The 24156-nt window shown below is 36.5% G+C and carries 22 protein-coding genes; 15 read left to right on the forward strand and 7 right to left on the reverse strand.

Annotated elements, in window-relative coordinates; genetic code table 11:
• Position 1: 1 nt before the first annotated feature.
• The 5 genes from TDE_RS06720 to TDE_RS06740 are packed head-to-tail and all read right to left on the reverse strand — an operon-like array spanning position 2 to position 6173.
• The gene (locus TDE_RS06720; protein ID WP_002678989.1) at positions 2 to 2005 is read right to left on the reverse strand and encodes an ABC-F family ATP-binding cassette domain-containing protein; all 2004 of its coding nucleotides are present in this window, start codon (positions 2003 to 2005) and stop codon (positions 2 to 4) included.
• A gap of 4 nt (positions 2006 to 2009) precedes the next feature.
• Positions 2010 to 3329, reverse strand: coding sequence for an SH3 domain-containing protein (locus TDE_RS06725; RefSeq protein WP_002678992.1), 1320 nt, complete (start codon positions 3327 to 3329; stop codon positions 2010 to 2012).
• 34 nt (positions 3330 to 3363) lie between these two features.
• On the reverse strand, positions 3364 to 4179 hold the full coding sequence (purQ, locus tag TDE_RS06730) for a phosphoribosylformylglycinamidine synthase I (RefSeq protein ID WP_002671386.1): 816 nt from the start codon (positions 4177 to 4179) through the stop codon (positions 3364 to 3366).
• On the reverse strand, positions 4179 to 4880 hold the full coding sequence (locus tag TDE_RS06735) for a late competence development ComFB family protein (RefSeq protein WP_002668791.1): 702 nt from the start codon (positions 4878 to 4880) through the stop codon (positions 4179 to 4181). Before TDE_RS06735 ends, purQ begins: the two co-directional genes overlap by 1 nt.
• A 54-nt stretch (positions 4881 to 4934) precedes the next feature.
• Positions 4935 to 6173, reverse strand: coding sequence for an HD domain-containing protein (locus TDE_RS06740; RefSeq protein ID WP_002677985.1), 1239 nt, complete (start codon positions 6171 to 6173; stop codon positions 4935 to 4937).
• A gap of 207 nt (positions 6174 to 6380) precedes the next feature.
• Between TDE_RS06740 and TDE_RS06745 the strand changes: the two genes are divergently transcribed.
• Together TDE_RS06745 and TDE_RS06750 are read left to right on the forward strand one after the other, a co-directional pair.
• The gene (locus TDE_RS06745) at positions 6381 to 7091 is read left to right on the forward strand and encodes a flagellar filament outer layer protein FlaA (RefSeq protein WP_002668794.1); all 711 of its coding nucleotides are present in this window, start codon (positions 6381 to 6383) and stop codon (positions 7089 to 7091) included.
• A gap of 21 nt (positions 7092 to 7112) precedes the next feature.
• Positions 7113 to 7853, forward strand: a complete 741-nt coding sequence (locus TDE_RS06750; protein ID WP_002668795.1) for a flagellar filament outer layer protein FlaA — start codon at positions 7113 to 7115, stop codon at positions 7851 to 7853.
• A 122-nt stretch (positions 7854 to 7975) separates the two neighbouring features.
• Here TDE_RS06750 and TDE_RS06755 read toward each other — a convergent pair whose 3' ends face one another.
• Both TDE_RS06755 and TDE_RS06760 read right to left on the reverse strand, forming a co-directional pair.
• Positions 7976 to 8641 carry a hypothetical protein gene (locus tag TDE_RS06755; protein ID WP_002679004.1) on the reverse strand — a complete coding sequence of 222 codons (666 nt, stop codon included), beginning with the start codon at positions 8639 to 8641 and terminating at the stop codon, positions 7976 to 7978.
• A gap of 23 nt (positions 8642 to 8664) precedes the next feature.
• A complete protein-coding gene (locus TDE_RS06760; protein ID WP_002679006.1) occupies positions 8665 to 8904 on the reverse strand; it encodes a hypothetical protein in 240 nt (79 codons plus the stop codon).
• Positions 8905 to 9013: 109 nt separating this feature from the next.
• Between TDE_RS06760 and TDE_RS06765 the strand changes: the two genes are divergently transcribed.
• The 13 genes from TDE_RS06765 to TDE_RS06825 all read left to right on the forward strand — a co-directional run bounded on the left by TDE_RS06765 (position 9014) and on the right by TDE_RS06825 (position 24107).
• On the forward strand, positions 9014 to 10738 hold the full coding sequence (locus TDE_RS06765) for a cation:proton antiporter (RefSeq protein ID WP_002679009.1): 1725 nt from the start codon (positions 9014 to 9016) through the stop codon (positions 10736 to 10738).
• A gap of 323 nt (positions 10739 to 11061) precedes the next feature.
• Positions 11062 to 12363, forward strand: a complete 1302-nt coding sequence (aepX, locus tag TDE_RS06770; protein WP_002679012.1) for a phosphoenolpyruvate mutase — start codon at positions 11062 to 11064, stop codon at positions 12361 to 12363.
• On the forward strand, positions 12364 to 13500 hold the full coding sequence (gene aepY, locus TDE_RS06775; RefSeq protein WP_002679014.1) for a phosphonopyruvate decarboxylase: 1137 nt from the start codon (positions 12364 to 12366) through the stop codon (positions 13498 to 13500).
• Entirely contained in the window at positions 13493 to 15343 is a 1851-nt protein-coding gene (locus tag TDE_RS06780) for a 2-aminoethylphosphonate aminotransferase (RefSeq protein ID WP_002679016.1), read from the forward strand. Before aepY ends, TDE_RS06780 begins: the two co-directional genes overlap by 8 nt.
• A 4-nt stretch (positions 15344 to 15347) precedes the next feature.
• The gene (locus tag TDE_RS06785; RefSeq protein ID WP_002679019.1) at positions 15348 to 16199 is read left to right on the forward strand and encodes an ABC transporter permease; all 852 of its coding nucleotides are present in this window, start codon (positions 15348 to 15350) and stop codon (positions 16197 to 16199) included.
• 8 nt (positions 16200 to 16207) lie between these two features.
• Entirely contained in the window at positions 16208 to 17443 is a 1236-nt protein-coding gene (locus TDE_RS06790) for an ABC transporter ATP-binding protein (RefSeq protein ID WP_002679021.1), read from the forward strand.
• Between the two features lie 26 nt (positions 17444 to 17469).
• Positions 17470 to 18852 (forward strand): hypothetical protein, encoded by a 1383-nt coding sequence (locus TDE_RS06795; protein ID WP_002679024.1) that lies wholly within the window; start codon positions 17470 to 17472, stop codon positions 18850 to 18852.
• Positions 18853 to 18887: 35 nt separating this feature from the next.
• Entirely contained in the window at positions 18888 to 19925 is a 1038-nt protein-coding gene (locus tag TDE_RS06800; protein ID WP_002679026.1) for a glycosyltransferase, read from the forward strand.
• A gap of 1 nt (position 19926) precedes the next feature.
• Positions 19927 to 21126, forward strand: coding sequence for a hypothetical protein (locus tag TDE_RS06805; protein WP_002679028.1), 1200 nt, complete (start codon positions 19927 to 19929; stop codon positions 21124 to 21126).
• 170 nt (positions 21127 to 21296) lie between these two features.
• Entirely contained in the window at positions 21297 to 22322 is a 1026-nt protein-coding gene (locus TDE_RS06810) for a glycosyltransferase (protein WP_002679034.1), read from the forward strand.
• Between the two features lie 15 nt (positions 22323 to 22337).
• The gene (locus TDE_RS06815; RefSeq protein ID WP_002679036.1) at positions 22338 to 22685 is read left to right on the forward strand and encodes a WxcM-like domain-containing protein; all 348 of its coding nucleotides are present in this window, start codon (positions 22338 to 22340) and stop codon (positions 22683 to 22685) included.
• Position 22686: 1 nt separating this feature from the next.
• On the forward strand, positions 22687 to 23103 hold the full coding sequence (locus TDE_RS06820; RefSeq protein WP_002679039.1) for a sugar 3,4-ketoisomerase: 417 nt from the start codon (positions 22687 to 22689) through the stop codon (positions 23101 to 23103).
• Entirely contained in the window at positions 23100 to 24107 is a 1008-nt protein-coding gene (locus TDE_RS06825; protein ID WP_002679040.1) for a GNAT family N-acetyltransferase, read from the forward strand. Before TDE_RS06820 ends, TDE_RS06825 begins: the two co-directional genes overlap by 4 nt.
• The last annotated feature ends 49 nt before the right edge of the window (positions 24108 to 24156 follow it).

Here is a 24156-nt window from a genome sequence, read left to right on the forward strand (position 1 = left end):
TTTAAACACTCGCTTCCAATTTTGAAGCCGCCTCTGCCCAGCTTTCCGAAAGTTCTTCAGCCCTTGCCCTTAACTCTTCTATTTTTTTCTGAACCGCCTTGCTTTTTTCGCCGTTGGAGTAGACTTCGGGCTCTGCTAGGAGGGCTTCATTTTCCGCTATTTCCGTTTCGCATTTTTCTATTTCGTTTAAAAGCCTTTCTTCTTCTTTTTCTAGTTTTCTTCTTTCCGAGCGGAGGCGTTTTTGTTCCTCGTAGGATAGGTTGGCAGAGGCCTTTGAAGGATTTGTGTTATCGGTTTTTCTTATAGCCCCGTTTTTATCTTCGGCCTCTTCTTGTTCGATTCGATAAAGATAATAATCGTATGTTCCCGGAAAATTTCTGATTCTTGAGGGATTTAAGCCCTCTTCATCAGCCTTGAGTTCCAATACCCTTGTTGCAAGGTCTTGTATAAAGCCCTTATCGTGTGATACAAAGACTATGGTTCCGTCAAATCGTTTTAGGGCATCCAAGAGCACATCCTTTGAATGCAGGTCTAAATGGTTTGTGGGCTCATCCAAGATTAAAAGATTCAAGGGCTTTAAAAGAAGAAGGAGGAGGGCAAGTCTCGATTTTTCTCCTCCCGATAAGACCGAAAGGCTTTTATAAATGTCATCTCCTCGGAATAAAAAGGCTGCAAGCATATCGTAAAGCTTAGGAACAAGATCGGTCGGAGCCGAGCGTTCGAGAAGGTCTATTATGCTTTCGCTCCCCGTAATGGTCTCGGATTCATCTTGCGAAAAATAGCCCATTTTAACTCCGGCACCTTCTTTTAAGCTCCCTGTAAAGTTTTTATCCTCTCCTGCAAGAATACGCAGGAGGGTTGATTTTCCTGCTCCGTTTTTTCCTGCCAAAACAAGGCGTTCGCCCTTTTCGACGGTTAAATCCAAATTTTCGATTACCCTATGAAGGCCGCCGGTTTGGCTGTGGGTCGGGCTTACAGCCGGGCCGGAGGCCCTGCTATACGCCTTGCTTATTCCTTCTGCCTGAAGGACTATCTTTCCCGAATGGGGTGCCGGAGGAAAACTAAAGCGGATTTTTTTTAGATGTTCGGGAAGCTCTATTCTTTCCATTTTTTCGAGCCGCCTTATTCTGTCCTGCACCAAGGCTGCGCGGCTTTCCGTATATCTGAATTTACGGATAAAGTCTTCGGTTTTGGCTATTTCTTCCTGCTGCTGCTCATATGCCTTTATAAGGCCTTCAACTTCGATAGTTCTTATCCTCTCATAATCGCTGTAGGTTCCCTTATATTTTTTTAAGGTTCCCTTAAAAAGCTCATAAGTTTCGGTTACAGTTTGATCCAAAAAGTAGCGGTCATGGCTTACAAGCAAAAAGCCTCCCTTAAATTTTTTAAGCCAAAGCTCAAGCCAAGATCGGGCTTCGATATCGAGATAGTTTGTGGGTTCGTCAAGAACAATTATGTCGGCATTTTGTAAAAGAACCTTTGCAAGGGCTATACGCATTTGCCAGCCGCCCGAAAATTCTTCCGTGTTCTTATTAAAATCCGCTGAAGAAAAGCCCAAGCCTCGTAAGGTTTCGTCAATAAGCCCCTTTTTTGAATTCCAGCCGGAATTATCAAGCCTTGTCTGCAAGGCATGATAATCGTTTGCCAAGGTGAGTAGTTTTTGCTCATCTTTTTCGGTTTTCATCTTTTCGCCGACCTCATCCATGGCCTTGATAATATCGTAGCCGTAGGCAAAGGCTGTTTCGGCCTCTTCCGCCAAGGTCTTGCCCTTGTGGACGATTCCCGATTGGGGAAGGTAGGCTATTGACGTATCTTTTTCTGTGGCTATATCCCCTGAATCAGCCTTTATTTGACCGGCAACAATCTTCATTAAGGTAGACTTGCCGCAGCCGTTTGCTCCCGTAAGAGCTGCCTTTGTTCCGGCTGTTAAGATGAGGGTTATATCCTTTAGAATATCTCTGTCCCCAAAGGCAAGAGAAATCTTTGAAAGCTGTATAAAGGGCATGGCTCTATTTTGCTGCAAAGAACAAGATTACCGGATCTAAACTCCGGCGTGTTACAATATTATCCTGTATACTTGAAGACTCTACAGCTTCAAGGCGGAGCCCCTTGGAGGAAATACTGTACATAAATACAACCGGCTCAGGGCTTTTTTCAAATTTAAAACTTAAAACACCTTCATAGTCGGATAAAAGTTTTTTGTCCAAAAAATGTTTTAAGCTTACTTTTCCTGAAGATCCTGCTCCTGAAGGTATAATGGAGGGGGAAAGAAGGTTATAACCGCTCCAAATAAATTGACCGTCAGGCAGTATTTTCAAAGACCCGAAATTCTCCGATGTAAATTCGGTTGAAGTTTTGGCTATCTTTTGTATGACTGCCTCTCTTCTTTTTATTTCGTTATTGATAATATTTTCCGGTGTGGCATTTAGGGTGATAAAATTTTCCTGCCTGAGTTTTCCGTTAGTATCGGAGAATTCGAGAGTGATGATATCCTTACCCCTTATCTGCATCGAAAGGTTGGTGCCCTCAAAGAGGTATTTGTTTCCGATTTTGACAACCTTCGTGTATGGAAAAGAAAGCCTTGTGTTTTGAAGTTCGACTCTTGCAATGCCTGACCGTAAACCGGGGAAAAAGCCCCAAGTAAGGCTCATTTTATCGAGATCAACCTGCCTGTTGTTTATCATTTTTCTGTAATGTTCGGGATACCAAAATTCGTTTAGAACCGCCTCAAGCTCTGCATCTTTTTCTTGGGCTAAATTTGTGCCTTCGGAGGATTCGTTTTCTCTTTCATCATAGATGCTTAGATTATATGAAAAGCACCAACCTCTTACGCCGTCCTCGGTTATAACCTCATACCACTGGCCGTCCATAGGCTTTCCGCCCTTTAAAACCGGAACGCCTTCTCCAAACCAAAGAATTTTTACAGGTTGTCCTAATTTTAATCGGTAAACCTGATTTGAGGTATTGTCGGGGTTTGACCGCATCGGAAGACCGTCCAACTTAACCCTTGCATAAGCGTGTTTATGTTCGCTTAACCTTGCCTGAAACCTGGCGGCATCTTTTTTTGATTCAAAAAAGGTTATCTTCCAAAGAGGAATCTCGACTCTTAACGATGTTTTTTCGTTGAGGCCTACAATGTAAACCTTTTCAATATTCGATTTTACATAAACCGGAATTATATCTCCTGCAGTAAGGTTATATTCGGGAATTGACCAGTTTACTACACCGTACCCCAGCTTTTTTGAACATGAGCTCAAAAAAAGAGCTGACGATGCTGCAATCACTGCGATAAAAATAAACAGCTTTCGTTTTTGAAAAAAATTATTCATGCAAATACCTCAAAATATTTCTTAAAATATTTTTTTATAGAACATAGTTGACTCCGGCCTTCCACATATCGAGGCAGAGTTTTGTGCGTTCTTTTTCTTCTTCAGAATCCCTTTCTCTTATAACTACATTATTTTCGGGATGTGGCATGAGGCCAAGCACATTTCCCTTAGTATTGCATATGCCGGCTATATCGGCAAGAGATCCGTTAGGATTAAAAGGATACTCTCCGTTTGCGGGAATGCTTTTTTCGGCATCTTTTCCTCCGTAAACCAGAGCAATCTGTCCTTTTTCGAACAAGTCATCGAGAGTTTTTTGAGAGTCGGTCAAAAACCGTCCTTCACCGTGGGCTATGGGGCAGTGTATATTGCCCTTTAGGTCCTTTGTCCAGATACAGTTTGATTTTTGAGGAATCATAGTTGTAAAGCGGCACTCAAATCTGCCTTGTTTATTATAGGTTAGGGTAGCCTGTCTGTTTTTATAGCCGTCCTTATCTAAAATTACCTTTCCGTCTTTTTCCTTTCCGGGAAGGATGCCTGATTTTACCAAAACCTGAAAACCGTTACAAATACCTATGACCGGCTTTCCTGCCGCTACGAATTCGCTTACCTCGTCAAAAAAGTAATTGCTTAAATCGAGGGCAAAGAGTTTGCCTGCCCCAAGAGCATCTGCATAAGAAAAACCGCCCGGAATTACAAGAATTTCATAATCCTTCCAATTTTTTTCTTTTGCTTTAAGTTTGTTTATATGTACAATCTCGGGTTCTGCTCCGGCAAGTTCTAAGGCTCTTGCCGCATCTCCGTCTCTATTGGTGCCTGTTGCGTGTAATACTAGGGCTCTGGGTTTCATCATCATTCTTCCTCACTGTGTTCGCATAAGAACAAATTTTTGATTTGATAAAAATTTGAAGAGTCCAAAGGAGATTTTACCATGTCTTCTGCCGTTAATTCAATATCGAATGAAAAGTTAGTCGGATCAAAGCCTTCTTTTTCAGCTTTAAGGACAAAAATAAACTTTTCCTTATCTCCTGCATTTTTTGCAGGAATTGCTTTGGGACAAAAGGTATAAGCTCCGGGTGTCTTTTCCGATATTGTATAAGGATTATCCCAAAGAATGCTCATCTGGGATACCAGCTCTCCGTTCATTTTAAGGCTTATCGTAGCATCTTCCATCGGTCTAAAATTGCTTCCGTTTAAAATATTGCCTGTTATGGCAGGAAAATTAAAAACGGGTGTGTTTTCGGTTTCGAATATGGGTTCATGGTCATGAGGCCTTTTTGTAGAAAGAACCCTGTGCATACCTTCAATTACCAAACTTGTAATATCGGCCATAATCTGTACTTTTTCCGTTTTTTCGAATTTTAAAAAGTGAGCGAGGCCTCTCCCCGATTTTATATAGCGGGGTTTAACCCGGTTGAGTACATAGCACATGGTGTCAACTCTGCATTGCATACAACTGCATGTAAGCCAGCTTTCTTTTTTTTCTTCGGCTTCATCAAATAGTTTGTTGACTTCGGTATATACCAAGTCTTCCATAACGTTATGAATGATCATAATACTCTCCTTAGGTTAATCGGCATATCGGTGCCAACCTATTTTACCCTATATTTAAAAAATCGGCAAGGTTGTTTGCTTAAGATTTATGACTTTTTTATAAATTTTATCCGAAACGGCTATCCTTATTTTTCTTAAAGAAGGTACAAGAGTTTTTATAAATTCTTTTGAGAAAACGGTGGAGCTTTCACTGAATATCTTTTTTTCATCTTCTATAAAGAGATCGGATTCAAAAGAAATACGTTCAGGTATATCTATAATAATGTCTTCACTGCCTATTTTGCTCCCCGTTTTATTTGAAAAATATTCAGCCAAGGTTTCTTCTGCTGCTCGGCGTTTATGCAGGTCCTCTAAGCTGCGGTGTCTGGGATTATCGCTTTGAAAGGCTTCCTCGGCTATTATGCGATATATTTTACCAAGTCTTAAGTCTTCTGCTAATTTTTTTTCGGGGTAATTGCTTTTTTCTAAAAGTCTGAAAATGCCATCATCATCTTGGTGGTACAGGTCTTGAGGTGAGAATTCCGACCTTTCCAGTCCTGTAAATATGGCTTTTTTCATCATAGCCGTTGCAATCCGCACATCTTTGTGCCAGTAAACCGATTTATACATAAGATATTTTGAAAACAGGATACTTTCAACGCTTAAGATTGCCTTAGATTCTATTTTTATTCCGTTTTTTTTATCGGGGAGAAGCTGTGAAAGGATAAAATCGGTATCTTGAATCCCGTAAGGAACCCCGCAATAAAAAGCATCTCTGTTTAGGTAGTCTAATTTATCGGGGTCTAAGACGCCTGAAAGAAGTTTTTGAAAAAAAACGGTTTCCGAGTCCTCCTTGCCTTTACCTGTTATTATAGCGGCCGTCTGCTCAGGGACTGCTCCTGTTTTGGCTGTTACAGAACGCAAAGGCTCTTTTAAGATAAGCTCTCCGGTAAGTTCTTCATGCTCTTTTAACTTTAATTCTTTGAGGGAGTGAGTAAACGGAAAGTGGCCGAGGTCATGGAGTAGGGCGGCCGCTAAAAAGGACATAGAGCCTTCTTTTGAAACCCAAGAATCCGCCCCCTTTTTTAACAAAATATTGAGCATTTTTAGGGCTATGTTGTAAACTCCGATACTGTGGACGGCTCTTGTATGGCCGGCACCGGGATAAACAAGCTCTGTCGGGCCCAGCTGTTTTATATTATATAGACGCATAAAAGAGTCTGTCTTTGTTACGGCATATAATTCATCATTCATCCATATATGTTTCCATATCGGATCTCGAATAGGCTTTGAAAAATCGCTTAATTCTATCATAAGGTAATTGATATTCTAACATAAATTTGGTATAATGTCGATAACAGAGGTTTTATATTTGAATACCCCTGTAGAAACGGATTGAATTTGCCGATACTCACTATGTGTATTTATTTTTTGTAGAAAATGTTGTTTTTTGTTTGACAAATAATGTTTTTTACAATATAATACAACACAGAGTTTGAAACGAAACAAAAGGAGTTATAAATGAAACATGGCGGTTTAGTTTTTGCGGGCATTGCTTTAATGTTGTTGTTCGCTTTTGCACCTTTAACGGCGCAGCAAGGTTCGATTAATTATCAAACTTATATGGTCGATACATTTGATAATCCTGACGGCCAAGATTGGGCTTATCAGGCTGTTGGAAGTAAATTTATTACTGAAGGCTATCCCAAGGTTCAATATCTTAACGGAATGCCTCATGCAGTAAAGGTAATGCATGATGATGCTGAAAATGCTAAATTTCTTGGGCTTGAGTTTAAATTTAACCGAAAAGGTGATAACTGGGTAGATGTTGTTCCCACCAAAGATGGTAAACCCTATGAAATTCCCTTTAAAGGGAATATTCACCGATTGGATATGTGGGTTTGGGGTGCCGGATATTACTATAACATAGAAATTCTTGTTCGGGACTGTGAAGGAAGAACTCATGCTCTTCCCTTAGGTTATGTTAACTTTAAAGGCTGGAAAAATATGCATGTGACTGTTCCTACAAACATACCTCAGGCATCCAGATATATTGGAAATAAAAATAAGATGACTTTTGTAGCTTTTAGAATCAGAACGGCACCTTTTGAAAGAGTTGATTCATTTAAGATATTTTTTGATGAATTTAAAGCCCTGACAGATGTCTATGTTGATTCTTATGACGGCTACGAATTGGCTGATCAATCTTTTGACGGTGAAAAAACCGAATAGGCTCAGCGTGGAGGTTAGATAATGAAAAAGAGTATAGCTATAATTTTGTTTTTGGTAGGTTTTGTTGCATTTTCTTTTGCCCAGCAAAATAATAATGATTTTTCTACAATAGATGCTGCCGATCCTAATAAAGTCGGTGTTGATACTGCAGAGCAGAGAATTAAAGAAGTTTCTATTGAAAAATTTGAAACCGAAGGTACTTGGTACGCAATGATGTCTGCCGATGAAGGTGTAGTACGTGCCAGACTTTTTAACGGTAATCCCTTGAACAAAAAACCGATTCCTGCAGAAGAAGGACTTGAGCTTGCAGATGAGAAAGTTCTGGGTGTAAAAGTTTCTTTTTACCGACGCGGATATAACTCGTTTGAAGTTCATGCAACAAAGGCTCTCCCCGTAGAAGGAATCGCAAAAACTGCAAGTGTTTGGGTTGTAGGCCGAAGTTATCCCCACACAATGAAATTAATAGTAGAAGACTTTTGGGGAAAGAGATTTGAACTTTATGTTGGAAAACTCAATCATTCCGGTTGGAAGCTTATGACTGTCGCTATTCCCCCGCAGAACGCTGCCGGAAAGACGGGTATCATCCAAAAGGATTATCACTATGGTACAAGCATGGGGCTTAAAATCGTAGGATTCCGTGTTGAATGTGATCCGGAAGAGGCTTATGGCCATTATTACATCTACTTTGATGATCTTCGCGTTGTAAGCGACTTATATGAAGTTGATATGCGAGATCAGGACGATATGTCTGATAACTGGTAAAATTATCCTGATAATTTTATCTTGAAACTTTAAGTTTTATCATAAGAAGGTTAAAAACTCCTATGGATGTTTTTAACCTTTTTTTATTACTCAGGGCTGTAAATCGATAAAAGAGCTTTAATCTAAATTTTCTTGTAAAGTTTAAACCTTCCTCTTTTGCCTTCAGAACTTGTCAGTCCTGCCTTGCTTAAAAACCAGCTTGTATAAGAGGCATAGCTTTTTGCTCCGATATTTTTTATGTCTTGATTTGTAAATTCTTCAGGAAGAAGATCTAAGACCTTTTTGCATATAGCTTTCATATTCTTATGGTCTTCGGTGCTGTGGATTTCGATAAGTTTTTTATTTATAACTCCGGGGCGGTAAGCTCTTCTTTTTTTAGGCCCTGTATCGGCTTTTATAACCTCGCAGTTTATATATACAAGTTTAAAACTCAAGTTTTTATTATCTATCAGATGATAAAGGCCGGAAAGTTCTCTAAAAATTTGAAAAAAGGAGCCGTGCTTGGGGCTTTTTCGCCTATGTCTTGTTGAACCGTCTTGATTTATGATCTGTATATAGGCATCGACAGCTATGGGGTAGATTATTAAAACTTTGTGCGAAGGTAAAAATTTTTCTAGCTTTACTCTTAGAGCGCTTAGATTTGAAGTCTGTATTTCGATTACTTGTCCCCCATCGCAAAGAATATCGCAGATGCTTCCTAAAAGCGGCTGTTCTTTTTTTCCGTTTTTTGGGCAAAAGTGTTCTTTTAGACTTTTGTGCAAATCACTTTCATTGTAGGTATTTATCATTTGATGTAAGTGGTTTTCAGTTTTTAAACATAGTCTAAAAGTTCTTCGGCATCAAGCTGTTCGACAACATAAATAATTTGGACTATTCCGCGGTTTTCGATAGTACGTTTACTTTGTACCTGATACACTATCATCTTATTCGTAGGAAGTCTTTGAGGCAGTTCATTTCCATTGATGTCTAAAAAGGCTCCTACAGATATGGGGCCTCCTATTTCTTGTTTTTCTCCGTCAGGGTAAACGATATAATATTCATACAGGGTCATAGGAGGAGTTTACACTCTTTTTAAGTCCTTGTCAATTTACTTAAAAATCTTACTTTTTTTTCCGTTATCTTATTTACATTTTTTTTTGAAAGGGGTAGTATTTACGGATATGAATAAATTGGCTGAATTCCTTCCCGCTTTTATGCACTTTTCACGGCTTGAAAATACAAATCTTATTTTACTTTTAGGCATAATATTGCTTTTAGGTGCTCTTGGAGGAACTGTTTTTAAAAAACTAAAAATTCCTCAGGTTGTAGGTTATATTGTAATCGGCATAATAATAGGGCAGTCCGGTTTTCAGATTTTATCGGCTCAAATAATTACTGCATTGGATCCCTTATCGAGTATCGCTTTAGCTCTTATCGGCTTTTTAATAGGAGGGGAGTTAAAAACCAAGGTAATTAAAAAATACGGAACCCAGTTTGTCGGTATCTTGATTTTTGAGTCCATAGTTCCTTTTATAACTGTCTCTATCGTAATTTCCCTTGTTGCATATTTTGTTACAAAGAATTTTGCCGCTTCCTTTTCTATAGGCTTAATCTTGGGCTCCATATCCTCTGCGACGGCTCCTGCGGCAACTACCGATGTTTTACGCGAAAACAGAACAAAAGGCCCTTTAACAACTACTGTTCTAGGTATTGTTGCAATGGATGATGCCGTTGCCCTTGTGTTATATGCCCTTGCTTCTTCAATAGCTGCTTCTCTTTTGGGAGCTCAAACGGCAAGTTTCGGAAAACAAATCCTTTTACTTCTTTATAATATTTTCGGATCTATCTGTTTGGGAAGCCTGATAGGCTTTTTGTTGAGTTTGATTATCAGAAATATGATGACGGATTCAGGCAGAATTTTGGGCTTTTCATTGGGCTGCCTCCTCCTTTCTACCGGTATTGCTTATCTTCTTGCTCTGGATACTATCTTAGCTGCAATGGCCTTAGGCTTTTTTATGGTTAATTTTGCTCCTGCAAAAACCCGTTCCACATTTACCCTGGTAGAAAATTTTACCCCTCCTATTTATGTACTTTTTTTCGTTTTGGTCGGGGCAAAATTGAACATTTGGAATGTAACGCCCTTTATCGGTCTTCTGGCTCTTTTATATGTTATTTTGCGCACCGTTGGAAAGACAATAGGCGCTATTTTAGGTTCCATGCTTACAAAGGCTCCGGAAACCGTAAAGAAATACTTGCCGTTTTGTCTGTTAAGCCAGGCCGGTGTTGCCATCGGCCTTTCAATTTCGGCAGGTCAGGATTTTTCGGATACCATAGGGCCTACAATCCTGCTTATAGTTACGGCCACAACCTTTATAGTTCAACTGGTCGGACCTATTTTTGTAAAATACGGGGTAAAAAAATCGGGAGAATGCGGGCTTGATGTTACCGAAGAGGATTTGATTACTACATTATCTCTTGGGGATGTTATGTTGAACGGCAAGGTTATATGTTCTCCCGAATCTCCTGCCATCATTTCTGAAAATATGCCCTTAAATGAGATAATAGATTCTTTTAGTCATAGTCCTAACCTAAATTATGCTGTCAAAGGTGATGACGGAAGGCTTACCGGTATAATAAGTTTGGAACATTTAAAAGAAACCTTGACAATGACTGCTATCTATGACTGTGTTTTTGCCATGGACATAATGCAGCCTGCCGATATTGTCTGCTCTCAAAAAACAGGTTTAAAAGATCTATATGAACTTTATACCGAAAAAGACACCTACGCTATTCCTATAATCGGAGATAATGGCGAGCCTTTAGGTATGGCTGAAAAAGATGCTGTAGATCATTTTTTACACGGAAAAATAATAGAACTGCATAAAAATGCCTATGGTTTGGACTAAATGTAGACATTTTGTTTTAAATAGCTGTAACCTATTGAAAATCTTTGTTTTTTGTTGTATTATCACGGAATATTGAAGTTTTCCGGCATTGGAATCTGTTTCGGCGATCTTTTGCAGGCAGCTGGTCATTTTTTTAAGATGAGCTTTTTTATAAAAAATATAAAAAAGCAAAGGTTTCTTATGCTCTTTTGAAAAAAAAGAGCTTTTTTATGTGCAAAACCTTTTCAAGCTGACTGTAGAAGAGTATAAGGATCATATTGATATGGCGGGGCAGAGTTTTGTTATAGTAAAGAAAATTTAGATTACATTAAGGAATTTTAATTATGGAAAAAAGGGTTTATTTAGGGCTTACTGCGGATATTATTCACCCGGGTATCATTAACATAATAAACGAAGGTGCAAAACATGGGCAGCTGATAATCGGTTTATTGACAGACAGTGCAATCGTTTCCCATAAAAGGCTTCCATATCTCACGTATGAACAGCGTAAACAGGTAGTCGAAAATATTAAGGGTGTAAGCAAAGTTGTTCCTCAGGAAGATTGGTCTTATATTCCGAACTTAAAAAAACTTAAGCCCGATTTTATTATTCACGGCGATGATTGGAAAAGCGGTTCTTTAAGTAAGATTCGGGATGAGGTTATCGAAGTGATGAAAGAATGGGGCGGCGAGGTTATTGAAGTCCCGTACACCAAGGGGATTAATTCAAGCGCTCTTGCCTCGAACATGCACAGTATAGGTACTACCCCCGAAATCAGGATGAAAACCTTACGGCGGCTTATTGAAGCTAAACCGATAGTCCGCATAATGGAAGCCCATTCAGGTCTTTCGGGGCTCATCATAGAAAATCTTGAAGTGCAAAAAGATGACGGTGTTCACCGCTATGACGGAATGTGGTCTTCCAGCTTGACAGACTCCACCAGTAAGGGAAAACCAGATATAGAAGCTGTTGACCTTACAACCCGTTTGCAAGGTTTAACCGATATTCTTGAATGCACTACCAAGCCTATTATTTTTGATGGGGACACCGGGGGAAAGACCGAACACTTTGTTTTTACTGTCCGAACTCTTGAACGCAACGGCGTTTCTGCCATCATAATCGAAGATAAGGTTGGTTTAAAGAAGAACAGCCTTTTCGGCACGGAAGCAAAGCAGGAATTGGCAGATGTCGAAGATTTTTGTCATAAAATTTCCGAGGGAAAAAAGGCACAAGTTACAAAGGACTTTATGATAATAGCCCGTCTTGAATCTCTTATAGCAGGTCATTCGGTTGATGAAGCCTTGGAGCGTGCCTTTGCCTATGTAAAAGCCGGCGCCGATGGCGTTATGATTCACAGCAAAGAAAAACATGGAAACGATATAAAAGAATTTTGCGAACGCTTTAGAAAGGAATATGAAAAGGTGCCGATAGTTTTGGTACCCACAACATATAATCAATTTACCGAAAAGGAATTGGCTTCTTGGGGGGCAAATATAATTATCTATGCCAACCACATGTTGCGAGCTTCATATCCTGCAATGCTTAAAGCAGCTCAGACAATTTTAGAGGCCGAGCGTTCTTTAGAGGTAAATGACATGTGCCTTTCGATTAAACAAATTTTGGAACTTATTCCGGGGACTAAATAAATGATAAGACCTCAGTTTTTTTATGAGCTGTTAAAAGAAAACGGAACCGACTTTTTTACCGGTGTTCCCGATTCCCTTTTAAAAAGCTTTTGTGCTTATATTACCGATAATGTAGAAGGTAAAAATCATATTATCGCAGCAAATGAAGGTTGTGCCGTAGGACTTGCCGCAGGACATTATTTTGCAACAGGAAGGGTTCCTCTTGTTTATATGCAGAATTCCGGTTTAGGGAACACGGTCAATCCCTTGCTTTCGCTTGCAGACAGAGAAGTATATTCAGTTCCTCTGCTGCTGGTAATCGGCTGGCGCGGGGAACCTAATGTGCATGATGAGCCTCAGCATATAAAGCAGGGCAGGGTTACTTGTTCCCTCCTTGATGCAATGGAAATTCCCTATTGTATTCTTTCGGATGAAGAAGCTGAGGCAAGAGCTCAGCTTGAAAAGGCTTACTCTCATATAAAAGCTTCAAGTTCTCCTTACGCAGTTGTAGTGCGTAAAGGAATTTTTGATTCTTATAAGTTAAAAACAAATGAAGCTGTTCCTGCCGAGATGAGCCGCGAGGAAGCAATCGAAAAAATAATATTAAATGCTCCTTCAAATGCTTGTTTTGTATCTACCACAGGAATGGCTTCGCGGGAACTTTATGAGCTCCGTGATAAACACGGCCAAGGTCATGCCAAAGATTTTTTAACTGTCGGCTCTATGGGTCATGCTTCACAAATTGCTCTAGGTATTGCTTTGAGTAAACCCGGTAAAAAGATATTTTGCATAGATGGAGACGGAGCTGCTATTATGCACTTGGGGGGGCTGACAGCAATAGGTTCACAAAGGCCAAAAAATATGGTGCACATCATTTTAAATAACGGTGCACATGATTCGGTTGGAGGACAGCCCACTGTCGGAAGAAAAATAAATCTTTGCAGTATCGCTTTTGCCTGCGGTTACACTAAGGTGGTATCGGTTAAAACCATTAAAGAACTTGAAACTCAGCTAAAAGATTTATCTTCAGCTGAAGGATCTTTTCTTATCGAAGTGTTGGTGTCAAAGGGAGCAAGAGCGGATTTAGGAAGACCTAAATCATCGCCTATCGAAAACAAAAGAGCATTTATGGAATTTTTGGAGGAGAAACATGATTAAACAAGCTGTAATTTTAGCGGGCGGTTTAGGTTCGCGCTTAAAAGATAAAACCAAAACTATGCCGAAAGGCTTTTTGGAGATAGGCGGCACTGCAATTGTGGAGCAATCCGTACAAAAGCTTCTTGCTCACGGAATTGAAAAAATCGTAATCGGAACGGGACATTGCAATGAGTACTATGATAACCTCGCAAAAAAATATCCAGCGATTATCACGGTAAAGAATGAAAACTATGCAAATACCGGCAGCATGGGTACCCTTGAAGTTTGTGCTTCCTTTGTGAACGAGTCTTTTTTACTTTTAGAATCCGATCTCATTTATGATTCAGCCGGTTTATTTTCTCTTATAAACGATGAGCGTAAAAATCTAATATTGGCAAGCGGAGCTACCAAATCAGGTGATGAGGTGTATCTTGAGGCTGATGAAAAGAATTGTCTTACAGGTCTTTCTAAAAATAGGGATGCTTTAAAAAATATTTTTGGAGAGCTTGTCGGTATTACCAAATTAACCAAGAGCACATTGGATAAGATGTGTGCTTATGCAAAAATACATCACAGTGATTTACCTAAGATGGAATATGAGCATGCACTTTTGGAAGCGGCAAAAACGATACCTGTCGCAATAAAAAGAATAGAATATTTTGTTTGGCGCGAAATAGATAACGAAGACCATTTAGAGATGGCTGTAAAAAATATTTATCCTCATATTGTTGAAAACGAGAAGCTGCGTGCGGTACGCCGTGAGGTTTTACTTAATCCCGGTCCTGCAACCACTACGGACAGCGTAAAATATGCACAAGTTTCTGCCGATATTTGCCCGCGTGAAAAAGCATTCGGTGACTTAATGCAATGGCTTTGTGATGAATTAAAACTTTTTGCTCTCGCTTCCGAAACCAATCCCGATGAATATGAAACCGTGATGTTCGGCTGTTCCGGTACCGGTGCCGATGAGGTTATGGTTTCTTCATGCGTGCCTGATACGGGAAGGCTTTTGGTAATAGACAATGGGTCATATGGTGCCCGCATGGCCAAAATTGCCGATATTTATAAAATTCCTATGGATATTTTTAAAAGCTCGACATATGAACCCTTGGATTTACAAAAATTGGAAGCTGAATTTGCAACAAAAAAATATACTCACCTTGCCTGTGTTTATCATGAAACTACTACAGGACTTTTAAACCCATTACATATCATTTGTCCTATGGCTAAAAAATACGGCATGGTTACGATTGTGGATGCGGTAAGCGCGTATTGCGGAATGCCCATGGATCTAAAAAGCCTCGGTATCGATTTTATGGCCTCTACCAGCAATAAAAACATTCAAGGAATGGCCGGTGTCGGTTTTGTGATTTGCAATAAGGCAGAGCTTGAAAAAACAAAAGATTATCCAATGCGGAACTATTATTTAAATCTTTATGACCAATATGCCTATTTTGCAAAAACGCATCAGACGCGTTTTACGCCGCCCGTACAAACCATGTATGCCTTGCGTCAGGCCGTGCTTGAAACAAAACAGGAAACGGTGCAAAAACGCTATGAACGCTATACCGCATGTTGGAATATCTTAGTCGCAGCCATTAAAAAGCTCGGTCTTAAAATGCTGGTAAAAGAAGAACACCAGAGTCATTTTATTACGGCAATTTTAGAGCCTGAAACTCCTAAATACAGCTTTGAAGCCTTGCATGATTTTGCTGCAGAACACAGCTTTACAATTTATCCGGGAAAACTTGGTAATATCGATACATTCCGCATTGCCAATATCGGCGATATCCAACCTGAAGAAATGCGCCGCTTTACGGTGAAACTTAAAGAATATATGAATGGAATTGGGGTAGGGGTGTAATTATATGCCAACATGTGAGGAATCTTGGGATTTAATTATAGAACCAAAGCGTAAGCTTTTGGATATACCAATCCGTGAAGTAATAAGATATAGGGATCTGATAGCTCTTTTTATAAAGAGAGATTTTGTTACACAGTATAAGCAGACAATTTTGGGGCCATTGTGGTTTATTATAAACCCGCTTATCTCGACTGTAATGTATGCCTTTGTATTCGGTAATCTGGCAAAACTAAGTACTGACGGCGTTCCTCATATTTTATTTTATTATGCCGGAACAATGTTGTGGACTTTTTTTGCAGGTTGTTTTACCGATGCAACAAATATTTTTGTCAACAATAAGGACTTATTCGGAAAAGTTTATTTCCCGCGTTTAACCGTTCCTATAAGCAATATTGCGAGTAATGTTACAAGAATATTGGTGCAATTTTTGTGTTTAATGGGCTTTTTTGTTTATTATTTTGTAACTTCCGATGTTTTAAGACCTTCTTTCTTCACCTTCTTTTTTCCTTTTCTTTTGATTTGGATTGCAGCTGTTGCAACGGGTATGGGGATGGTTATCTCAGCTTTAACAACTAAGTATAAGGATTTGAGACTCCTCGTAAATTTTGCCTTAAATCTTGCAATGTATGCTACGGCTGTAGTTTATCCGGTATCTCAAATTCCTCAACGATTCCATTGGGTTTTATATGCTAATCCCATGAATGCTCCTATTGAACTTTTTAGGGTTTGGTTTTATGGAGCCGGAGGAATTCCTTCCCAGGCAATTATTTCAAGTATTTTGCTGACCTTTTTATTTTTATTTTTAGGGCTTATTATGTTTAATCAAAATGAGCGTAATTTTATTGATGTGGTGTAGAGATTGAAATGTCAAATACGGTTATAAAAATAGAGCATCTTTCAAAAATGTACAAGCTTGGGGTTATCAATAACGGAGCTCTTTTTAGGGATATTCAAAGCTGGTGGGCATTAAAACGAGGAAAGGAAGACCCTCACGGGAAAATAGGGGCTGATAAGTATGAAGGCTCTGATACCGAATTTTGGGCTTTAAAAGACTTAACTTTTGATATTAAGCAGGGAGACAGGGTTGGTATAATCGGCAAAAACGGAGCCGGTAAATCGACTCTTTTAAAAGCGCTTTCCCGTATAACTACTCCTACTGAAGGGACTGTAAAAATAAGAGGAAAGGTTTCAAGCTTACTGGAAGTAGGTACGGGTTTTCATGGTGAACTTACGGGAAGAGAAAATATCTATCTTAACGGAGCAATCCTCGGTATGAAAAAACGGGAGATTGACCGTAAACTTGATGAGATTATAGACTTTTCCGGTATTGAAAAGCACATAGATACGCCGGTAAAAAGGTATTCAAGCGGGATGTATGTTCGTCTTGCCTTTGCGGTTGCCGCTCATTTGGATAGCGATATTCTGATAGCTGATGAAGTGCTGGCTGTGGGTGATGCAGAGTTTCAAAAGAAGGCAATTGGAAAAATGAGCGAACTTTCGACAGGACAGGGAAGAACGGTTCTTTTTGTCAGCCATAATATGGCAGCGGTAAAATCACTTTGTAATAAGGGAGTTATTCTTGAGAAAGGTAGGTTGAAATTCACAAGTGATAATATTGATGACTCCATTAGCTATTATATGGGAACTGGTGATAGAGGAGAGATAAGCCGTCCTACTATTTGGATAAATCATGGCGATATATATCATCCTAATTTTATACCAAAGCGTCTTGAAGTTGTAGACATGAGTGGCAAACAATTTGATCGTCCTATAAATTATGAAGAAGGTTTTAAAATAAGAATCACTTTCGATATTAATGAGCTTGATGAAATGTTTGATTTCGGTTTGTATATATATTTTCAAAATATGCGTCTTATGATTATAACAGGAGTATATAATATAGCAAAACTTCAAAAAAAGGATAATGTTTCTGAATTTACTATCCCGCCCAAATTTTTTATACCAAATAATTCATATCTTGTATCGATTTTTAGTTCTATTAGAAATTGTAATTGGATTATAGACCCTGATGATTATATTGCTTCTGTTTTAATACCAATTACTGATACTGATTTTACAATAAAAGGTATGCTTATATAATTTTTTAATACTTATTGGGAGAAAATATGGTTATTCGTAAAAATGCAAAGGAACTATTTTTACAAAATAATAGATTTGATCTGATTTTTAAATATATATATATTAAAAATAAAGATAAGAAGACTCCTTTTTTCAAAAACCTTTATTTAAATCATATAAAAGCTTTTAATAATTTTTACGAAGAGGAACCAAGTGATGGCGTTGAAAAAAGTACTCCAGAGGATTTTGTATTAAGTTTTGATGCTCTATATAATTCTATTAAAGAGAAAGGGTTTGATAAATCTCTCGGCATTATTCCCATTGGGACTAATGGCGAAATCTCAGATGGAGCTCATAGATTAGCATGTGCGTGCCTGCTAGATACTGATATTTTTATTGAAAATGACGGAAGGAAAGATGAATATGATTATAAATTCTTTTTAGAACGTGGCTTAGACAGGAAGTATGCCGATTATGCTGCCATAGAGTATGTAAAAATGCAGCCCAATGCATATATAGTTAATTTACATTCGGTAATAAGTGAAGAATTTGATCCCGATGTGGAAAATATTCTAAAAGAGTACGGAAATATTTATTATAAAAAATCAATCGCACTGAATTATAATGGTTACGTTAATTTGAAAAAAATGTCTTATGGATCTTTCTGGCAAAGAGAGTCATGGATTGGGGATTCCTCTAATAGTTATTTAGGTGCCCAATCTCATGCACATGAATCAATGGGAAATGGAGGTAATTTACGTGCATACGTTTTTGTATGTGAGCAATTTGATTGTTTGAATGAAATAAAAAAAAGAGTTAGAGGTTTATTCAATATAGGGAACTATTCTATACATATTAATGACTATAGAGAGGAAGCTTTAGCACTCGCTCAATTTTTTTTTAATGATAATTCAATTCAAATAATGAATCTTAGACCTTTTGGGTTCGAGGATTCTGATTATGATTCATATTTGATGGAATTTAAAAATAGAATTACGGAAGAAGATTTAGATATAAACGATTTTTCCATTGTAGGTTCATCTCCGTTAAATATCTTGGGGATAAGAAAATCCGCAGATATAGATTTCCTTTACAGTGGAACTAAAAAATTTAACGGTGAAGATGAGAATATATCAAGTCATGATTCCGAACTGAGATATTATCCTGCGTCAAAGTATGATATTATTTATAACAGCTCGTATTATTTTTATTATGAAGGATTTAAAATCCTTTCATTAGAAGCTCTTTATTCTTTAAAAAAGAAACGTAATGAAAAGCCCAAAGATATTGTTGATTGTAAAACTATAAGGAAGCTCTTGCATAAATCTGATAAATTAGTAAATAGTAAAAGGTCTATATTAATCCTGTTTACTGTACTAAAAAAATATATAAAAAAAATTATAAAATATGTTTTAAGAATAATAAAATGAATATTTGCCTATAAATATAATACGGAGAGTATTTAATGGAACCCGAATTAACAATTATTATGTCAAATTATAATCAAAGTAAATATATCAAAAGTGCCATAGATTCCGTATTATCACAAAAAACAAATTTTAACTGGCAGCTACTTATTACCGATGATAATTCAACAAAGGATAATAGCATTGAAATTATCAAGGAATATGTTCACCGGTATCCGGATAAAATAAAGGCTCTGTTTAATAAAAAAAATGGAGGTTATTTAGAAAATGTCTTACGTGCTAAAAAAATTACAAAAACTCCCTATTTTTGTCTGTTAGATGCCGATGACTATTGGTTGGATGATCTTTTTTTGCAGCGTTCATATGATTTTTTGCAGAAACATTTGGAATATGTTATTTATTATGAAAATGTAAAATGTTTATTGCCTGATGGAACTTGTTATCCATTCATTAATTCGAATATTGTGAATTCGTCATATACGATTGAAGATCTTTTTGCAGGTCGCATATATATTACACAGACTACGGGACAATTCTATCGTAATGTCCTTTTTAAAAATGGGATACCTGAAATAATTGAAACTGCTATCGGTACAGTCTCTGAGCATTCTTTTGAAGGTGATACGGATCGTTTCATTTTACATCTAAAATATGGAAAGGCTTACTTTAACAATATCATGTGTGGTGTTTATAGAATATTACCTAATGCGGGAATATGGTCAAGATTAACTCAGTTTAAAAAAAATCTCTTAGCGGCTCAGTCTTATTATGATTATTTCCGATATTTCGAGTATACACATGCCGACTATTTTATACATCATTCATTGTTTTATGTCAAAGAATGCTTTGAAGAATTAAAAAAAGCGATAGATAAGAATGAATTTACACAAACAATTATACAGTCTGACATAATACAATTATTTGATATAATCGTTGAAGATGAAAAATATTTCAAAGAAGCCGCTGCGGATAACGGCAAAATATATAAAAAGAAATCTATAGCAATAAAAAAAATAATCAAGTTTTTATTGCCATACGGTTTTGTACGGCTGATTCAAAAAATAAGGAAACATTAATATGAATTTTTCTCCCTCACCGATAATTATAGGAACGTCAAGTTTTGCACAATCAGGAGGTTCCGCTATTACAAATATTTTGGAAGAATTTTTTTGTTTTTCGGTTCTTAAGGGCGGAGCGGAATTTGAATGTAAATTCTTTACGGAAAATATATTTGCTTTAGAGACCGCTTTGAAAATCGGTAACGGTATAGATAAGGCTGCAAAAGTTTTTTTATATAATGCATATCAAGCTTCACGAGATAGTGATTATAAAAATAATTTCGGTCCCGAATTTTTAAACTATACAATCGAATATATCGATTCCGTTACGGAAAATTATCTAGGTGCCGTTCATAAAGATTATGATTATACCTTTCTTGATCCGGCTGAACATGCTATATTCTCAAAAGCACAAAGACTTTATAATTATAAATACGGTAAACGCATCTATGAAGCCTATGAACCATATCAGTGGAAACCTTCATATATTCCATTCGGAAAAGTGTATTACGGTAATTTTCCCAATGATTTTTATGATAAAACGCATGAGTACATCGAAAAAGTATTTGCACCGCTTTATGAAAAAAACAAAAGGTATGTACTTGCAGATGCCCTATATAGTGCGAGTATAAGCACGCCGCAAGAATTAATGTACTATAAAAATTCAAAGGCCCTAATCGCCAATAGGGATCCTCGCGACTTATATGTAATGAATAAAGAAATATACGGTGAATGGTATATGCCGACTTGGAATGTCGATCGCTGGATAGAATATTATCGGTATAAAAGACAATGTATAAAACCGCAAAAAGAAAATAATGCCGGAAATATTTTGCATCTTCAATTTGAAAGTTTAATTTATAATTATGAAGGAAGTTTAGCAAAAATTAAAAAATTTTTAGACTTAAAAGATTCGGAACATATAAAAAAAGGGCAGATCTTTATTCCGGAAAAATCAAAAACAAATACGCAGTTGTTTAGAAAATATCCGAAATATGCAAAAGATATTGAAAAAATAGAGAAGAAATTGCCTGAATTTTGTTATCCTTACTCCGAAACACAAATACGTCATTTTCTTCCTGAGGAAATAAAAGGTGAGAATAGAGAAACACTGGAAGATATACGCAAAACCGTTTGTATTTTTCAAAAAACGGGAAAGCTGCCGTTTTCAAATAAACAAGGCGCTTTTTTGTTCTCAAAATTAGGAGAACTAATATAAAATTTTAAAGACAGAAAAACGATATTTTCAAAGATAAAAGGCATAATAAAGCTGATATTGTTTTTTCCTTATTATCTTGCGGATTTTTATAAGCAACTTAAGTTTCTTAATGAATATCAAACCAAAAACAAAGATAAGGTTGTGGAATTTAAATAATATAAGTTATAAACATGAATAATACGATAACAGTAATAATCCCTACCTATAATAAAGCCGATTTTATTTCTCAGACAATCGAAAGCGTTTTGCAACAAACGTATAAAAATTTTGAAATTGTTATAATTGATGATTGTTCAAGCGATAACACAGAGGGTGTGGTGCAAAAATACCTATCTGGCAAGATACGATATTTTAAACATAAAACAAATTGGGGACCAGGTGTAACTTTTAATGATGGAATAGAAAAGGCGCAGAGTGAATATGTTACGCTTATTGCAAGCGATGATATTCTTCTTCCTGCTCATTTGGAACTTGTAATAAATGAATTTAAAAAAGATAAAAAAATAGAAACTGTTTTTTCAAAGTTACAGGTAATAGACGAAAACAATAATTATTTAAATAAAATCCAAGAACCTCCTTATATTGATAAATACAAATTGTTAAACACTCTTTTTTATATTGAAAACAGAATTCCCTCGCCGGGAATAGCTTTTAAAAAAAGTTTATTTAATAAAACCAAAATGTTTAATCCGAACCTTATTCTGATGCATGATTATGATTTGAATATACGTTGTATGATGTATGGAGAAATTGCAGTTTTGCCTGAACCTACAGTTTTGTATCGGCGTTTTTCAGATAATTGCAATCTCAGCGGCGATAATAATTGGTATGCTTATTGTCACACTGCTGAAAATAACATTATATTGGACAACTATTTAAATTTAACATATACCGATATGATAAAAACTTTTCCTGATTTGGAAAGCTGTTTGGAAAAAGATATAAAATTCAACTTTATTTCCAAAACATGTAAGAACGAACAAAAACGCTTAAGCGAATGGGCGTTCGAAAAACTAATTGAATATCTTAATACTCACCCCGATTTTTTTTGCAATAATGATCTTAATTTTCAATATAAGGATTATATAGATTTATATAAAGCTCATGCCGAAAAAAATATTATTAAATTAACTCATAAGCAAAAATTATTTAAGATGATGAAAGATACTGCAAAAATGCCATTTGGAGTAAAGTAATTTATTATTTAAAATATGAATATTATTAAACTGCCTAAAATTACCGATACAAGAGGTTCTCTCTCCTATTTGGAAAGTAATCGGCATGTTCCTTTTATAATCGCATCTGTAAAATTATTACCTGTTAAAATTGAGACGGAAAAATATCTTTTTCGGAATAATAATGCGGATTTTCTATTGCTTCCATTATGTGGAATATTTAAATTAGCTGAAAAAAATGCCGAGACCGAATATATTGCTGATGAAGCTGACAAAGGCATACACGTAAGCAAAAAAGATTTTTCAATTTCCGGCTTTACGGAAAATACTGTTATATTAATTTTATGTTCAAAACCGGATTTTAATGTACGACTAGAGCTTTAAGATGATTTATTCGACTGCCGATTCTAAAATAATCGATTTGATATCACAAAATAATATAACGCACCTCAATCATAAAAGTGTTGTGCCGTTTGAGGTAAAGCGTATCTATTATCTTTACGGTGTCCCCGAGAACCAGGAACGGGGAGCTCATGCGCATAAAGAACTATTTCAACTTCTTCTTGCCGCTTCAGGATCTTTTAATGTTGAACTTGATGACGGAAAAAATAAGAAAAAAATCTTTTTAAATAGTACGTCAAAGGGGTTATTGATAGTTCCCGGTATTTGGAGGAACCTTACGAATTTTTCTTTCGGTTCGGTAGCATTAGTGCTGGCTTCTGAATATTATACTGAAACCGATTATATCAGAAACTATGATGAATTTTTAAAATATCGAAAAATAAATGAATTAGGGATATGACAAAAGTGTTCAGAATAGAATCGTATGAAAAAAAATACGAACAGCTTTGGGATGATTTTGTTTTAAATAAATCGATTAACGGAACTTTTTTACAAAGCCGAAGTTTTTTAAATTATCATCCTGAAGATAGATTTGAAGATTGTTCTCTTTTAATTTTTAATCAAAAGGATAACTTGGCTGCTGTAATTCCTGCTTGCAAGGATCCTAAGGATCCGACTTGTTTTTTTTCTCACAAAGGTTCTACCTATGGCGGCATAATTATAGATAAAAAGCATTATTCCGGTAATGGTCTTTTGGAAATAATTGAAGTTTTTGAACAGTATTTAATGGAGAATAGATATACTTCCGTCTATTTAAAAATAACACCGGATATTTTATCTATTGAAAGTCCTGCACTTTTGGAATATCTTTTGTATTATAAAAAATATCAACAATATTCCGAACTGAATACATATATTGATCTGGAAAATTATGATGAGCATATCGTATCCAATTTTAGTCAAGGGAAAAGAACGAACATAACAAATTGCTTGAAAATAGGTGCGGTTTGTAGACAGATACATACTAGTGATGAAATACAAGCACTATATACCATACTTGCACATACTTTGAGAAAATATAATACAAAGCCGGTACATAGTTTTAATGAGTTTATGGAATTAAAAAATGTCCATATTTCTGATAATATTTCTTTTTTCGGAGAGTATATTCAAAATGATTTAGTTGCGGGCGCTGTGCTTTTTTATTTTCCAAAAACAAAAACGATACATACTCAATATTTATGTTCTAAGGAAGAATTTGCAAAATTAAGCCCAATGAGTTTTATGTATTATTCTATGATAGTTGAAGCAAAAAAAATAAATTATAAAAGAATTTCTTGGGGTGTTTCAACTGAAGATTTTGGCCATTATCTTAATCAGGGTTTATTAAAAAATAAAGAATCATACGGCAGTACTTATTCAATAAATAAAATCTTTTATAAAATGTTAACGCCGAAGGTATAATATGCACGATATAGAAAAATATGGAAAAGATTACAAAACAAAAAATCAA

This window comes from Treponema denticola ATCC 35405 (genome assembly GCF_000008185.1).
Taxonomy (GTDB): Bacteria; Spirochaetota; Spirochaetia; order Treponematales; family Treponemataceae; genus Treponema_B; species Treponema_B denticola.

Bases quoted from the DNA above. Each gene is read 5' to 3' on its own strand.
- TDE_RS06720 (WP_002678989.1), bottom strand. From the start codon at position 2,005: ATGCCCTTTATACAGCTTTCAAAGATTTCTCTTGCCTTTGGGGACAGA.
- TDE_RS06725 (WP_002678992.1), bottom strand. From the start codon at position 3,329: ATGAATAATTTTTTTCAAAAACGAAAGCTGTTTATTTTTATCGCAGTG.
- purQ (WP_002671386.1), bottom strand. From the start codon at position 4,179: ATGATGAAACCCAGAGCCCTAGTATTACACGCAACAGGCACCAATAGA.
- TDE_RS06735 (WP_002668791.1), bottom strand. From the start codon at position 4,880: ATGATCATTCATAACGTTATGGAAGACTTGGTATATACCGAAGTCAAC.
- TDE_RS06740 (WP_002677985.1), bottom strand. From the start codon at position 6,173: ATGATAGAATTAAGCGATTTTTCAAAGCCTATTCGAGATCCGATATGG.
- TDE_RS06745 (WP_002668794.1), top strand. From the start codon at position 6,381: ATGAAACATGGCGGTTTAGTTTTTGCGGGCATTGCTTTAATGTTGTTG.
- TDE_RS06750 (WP_002668795.1), top strand. From the start codon at position 7,113: ATGAAAAAGAGTATAGCTATAATTTTGTTTTTGGTAGGTTTTGTTGCA.
- TDE_RS06755 (WP_002679004.1), bottom strand. From the start codon at position 8,641: ATGATAAATACCTACAATGAAAGTGATTTGCACAAAAGTCTAAAAGAA.
- TDE_RS06760 (WP_002679006.1), bottom strand. From the start codon at position 8,904: ATGACCCTGTATGAATATTATATCGTTTACCCTGACGGAGAAAAACAA.
- TDE_RS06765 (WP_002679009.1), top strand. From the start codon at position 9,014: ATGAATAAATTGGCTGAATTCCTTCCCGCTTTTATGCACTTTTCACGG.
- aepX (WP_002679012.1), top strand. From the start codon at position 11,062: ATGGAAAAAAGGGTTTATTTAGGGCTTACTGCGGATATTATTCACCCG.
- aepY (WP_002679014.1), top strand. From the start codon at position 12,364: ATGATAAGACCTCAGTTTTTTTATGAGCTGTTAAAAGAAAACGGAACC.
- TDE_RS06780 (WP_002679016.1), top strand. From the start codon at position 13,493: ATGATTAAACAAGCTGTAATTTTAGCGGGCGGTTTAGGTTCGCGCTTA.
- TDE_RS06785 (WP_002679019.1), top strand. From the start codon at position 15,348: ATGCCAACATGTGAGGAATCTTGGGATTTAATTATAGAACCAAAGCGT.
- TDE_RS06790 (WP_002679021.1), top strand. From the start codon at position 16,208: ATGTCAAATACGGTTATAAAAATAGAGCATCTTTCAAAAATGTACAAG.
- TDE_RS06795 (WP_002679024.1), top strand. From the start codon at position 17,470: ATGGTTATTCGTAAAAATGCAAAGGAACTATTTTTACAAAATAATAGA.
- TDE_RS06800 (WP_002679026.1), top strand. From the start codon at position 18,888: ATGGAACCCGAATTAACAATTATTATGTCAAATTATAATCAAAGTAAA.
- TDE_RS06805 (WP_002679028.1), top strand. From the start codon at position 19,927: ATGAATTTTTCTCCCTCACCGATAATTATAGGAACGTCAAGTTTTGCA.
- TDE_RS06810 (WP_002679034.1), top strand. From the start codon at position 21,297: ATGAATAATACGATAACAGTAATAATCCCTACCTATAATAAAGCCGAT.
- TDE_RS06815 (WP_002679036.1), top strand. From the start codon at position 22,338: ATGAATATTATTAAACTGCCTAAAATTACCGATACAAGAGGTTCTCTC.
- TDE_RS06820 (WP_002679039.1), top strand. From the start codon at position 22,687: ATGATTTATTCGACTGCCGATTCTAAAATAATCGATTTGATATCACAA.
- TDE_RS06825 (WP_002679040.1), top strand. From the start codon at position 23,100: ATGACAAAAGTGTTCAGAATAGAATCGTATGAAAAAAAATACGAACAG.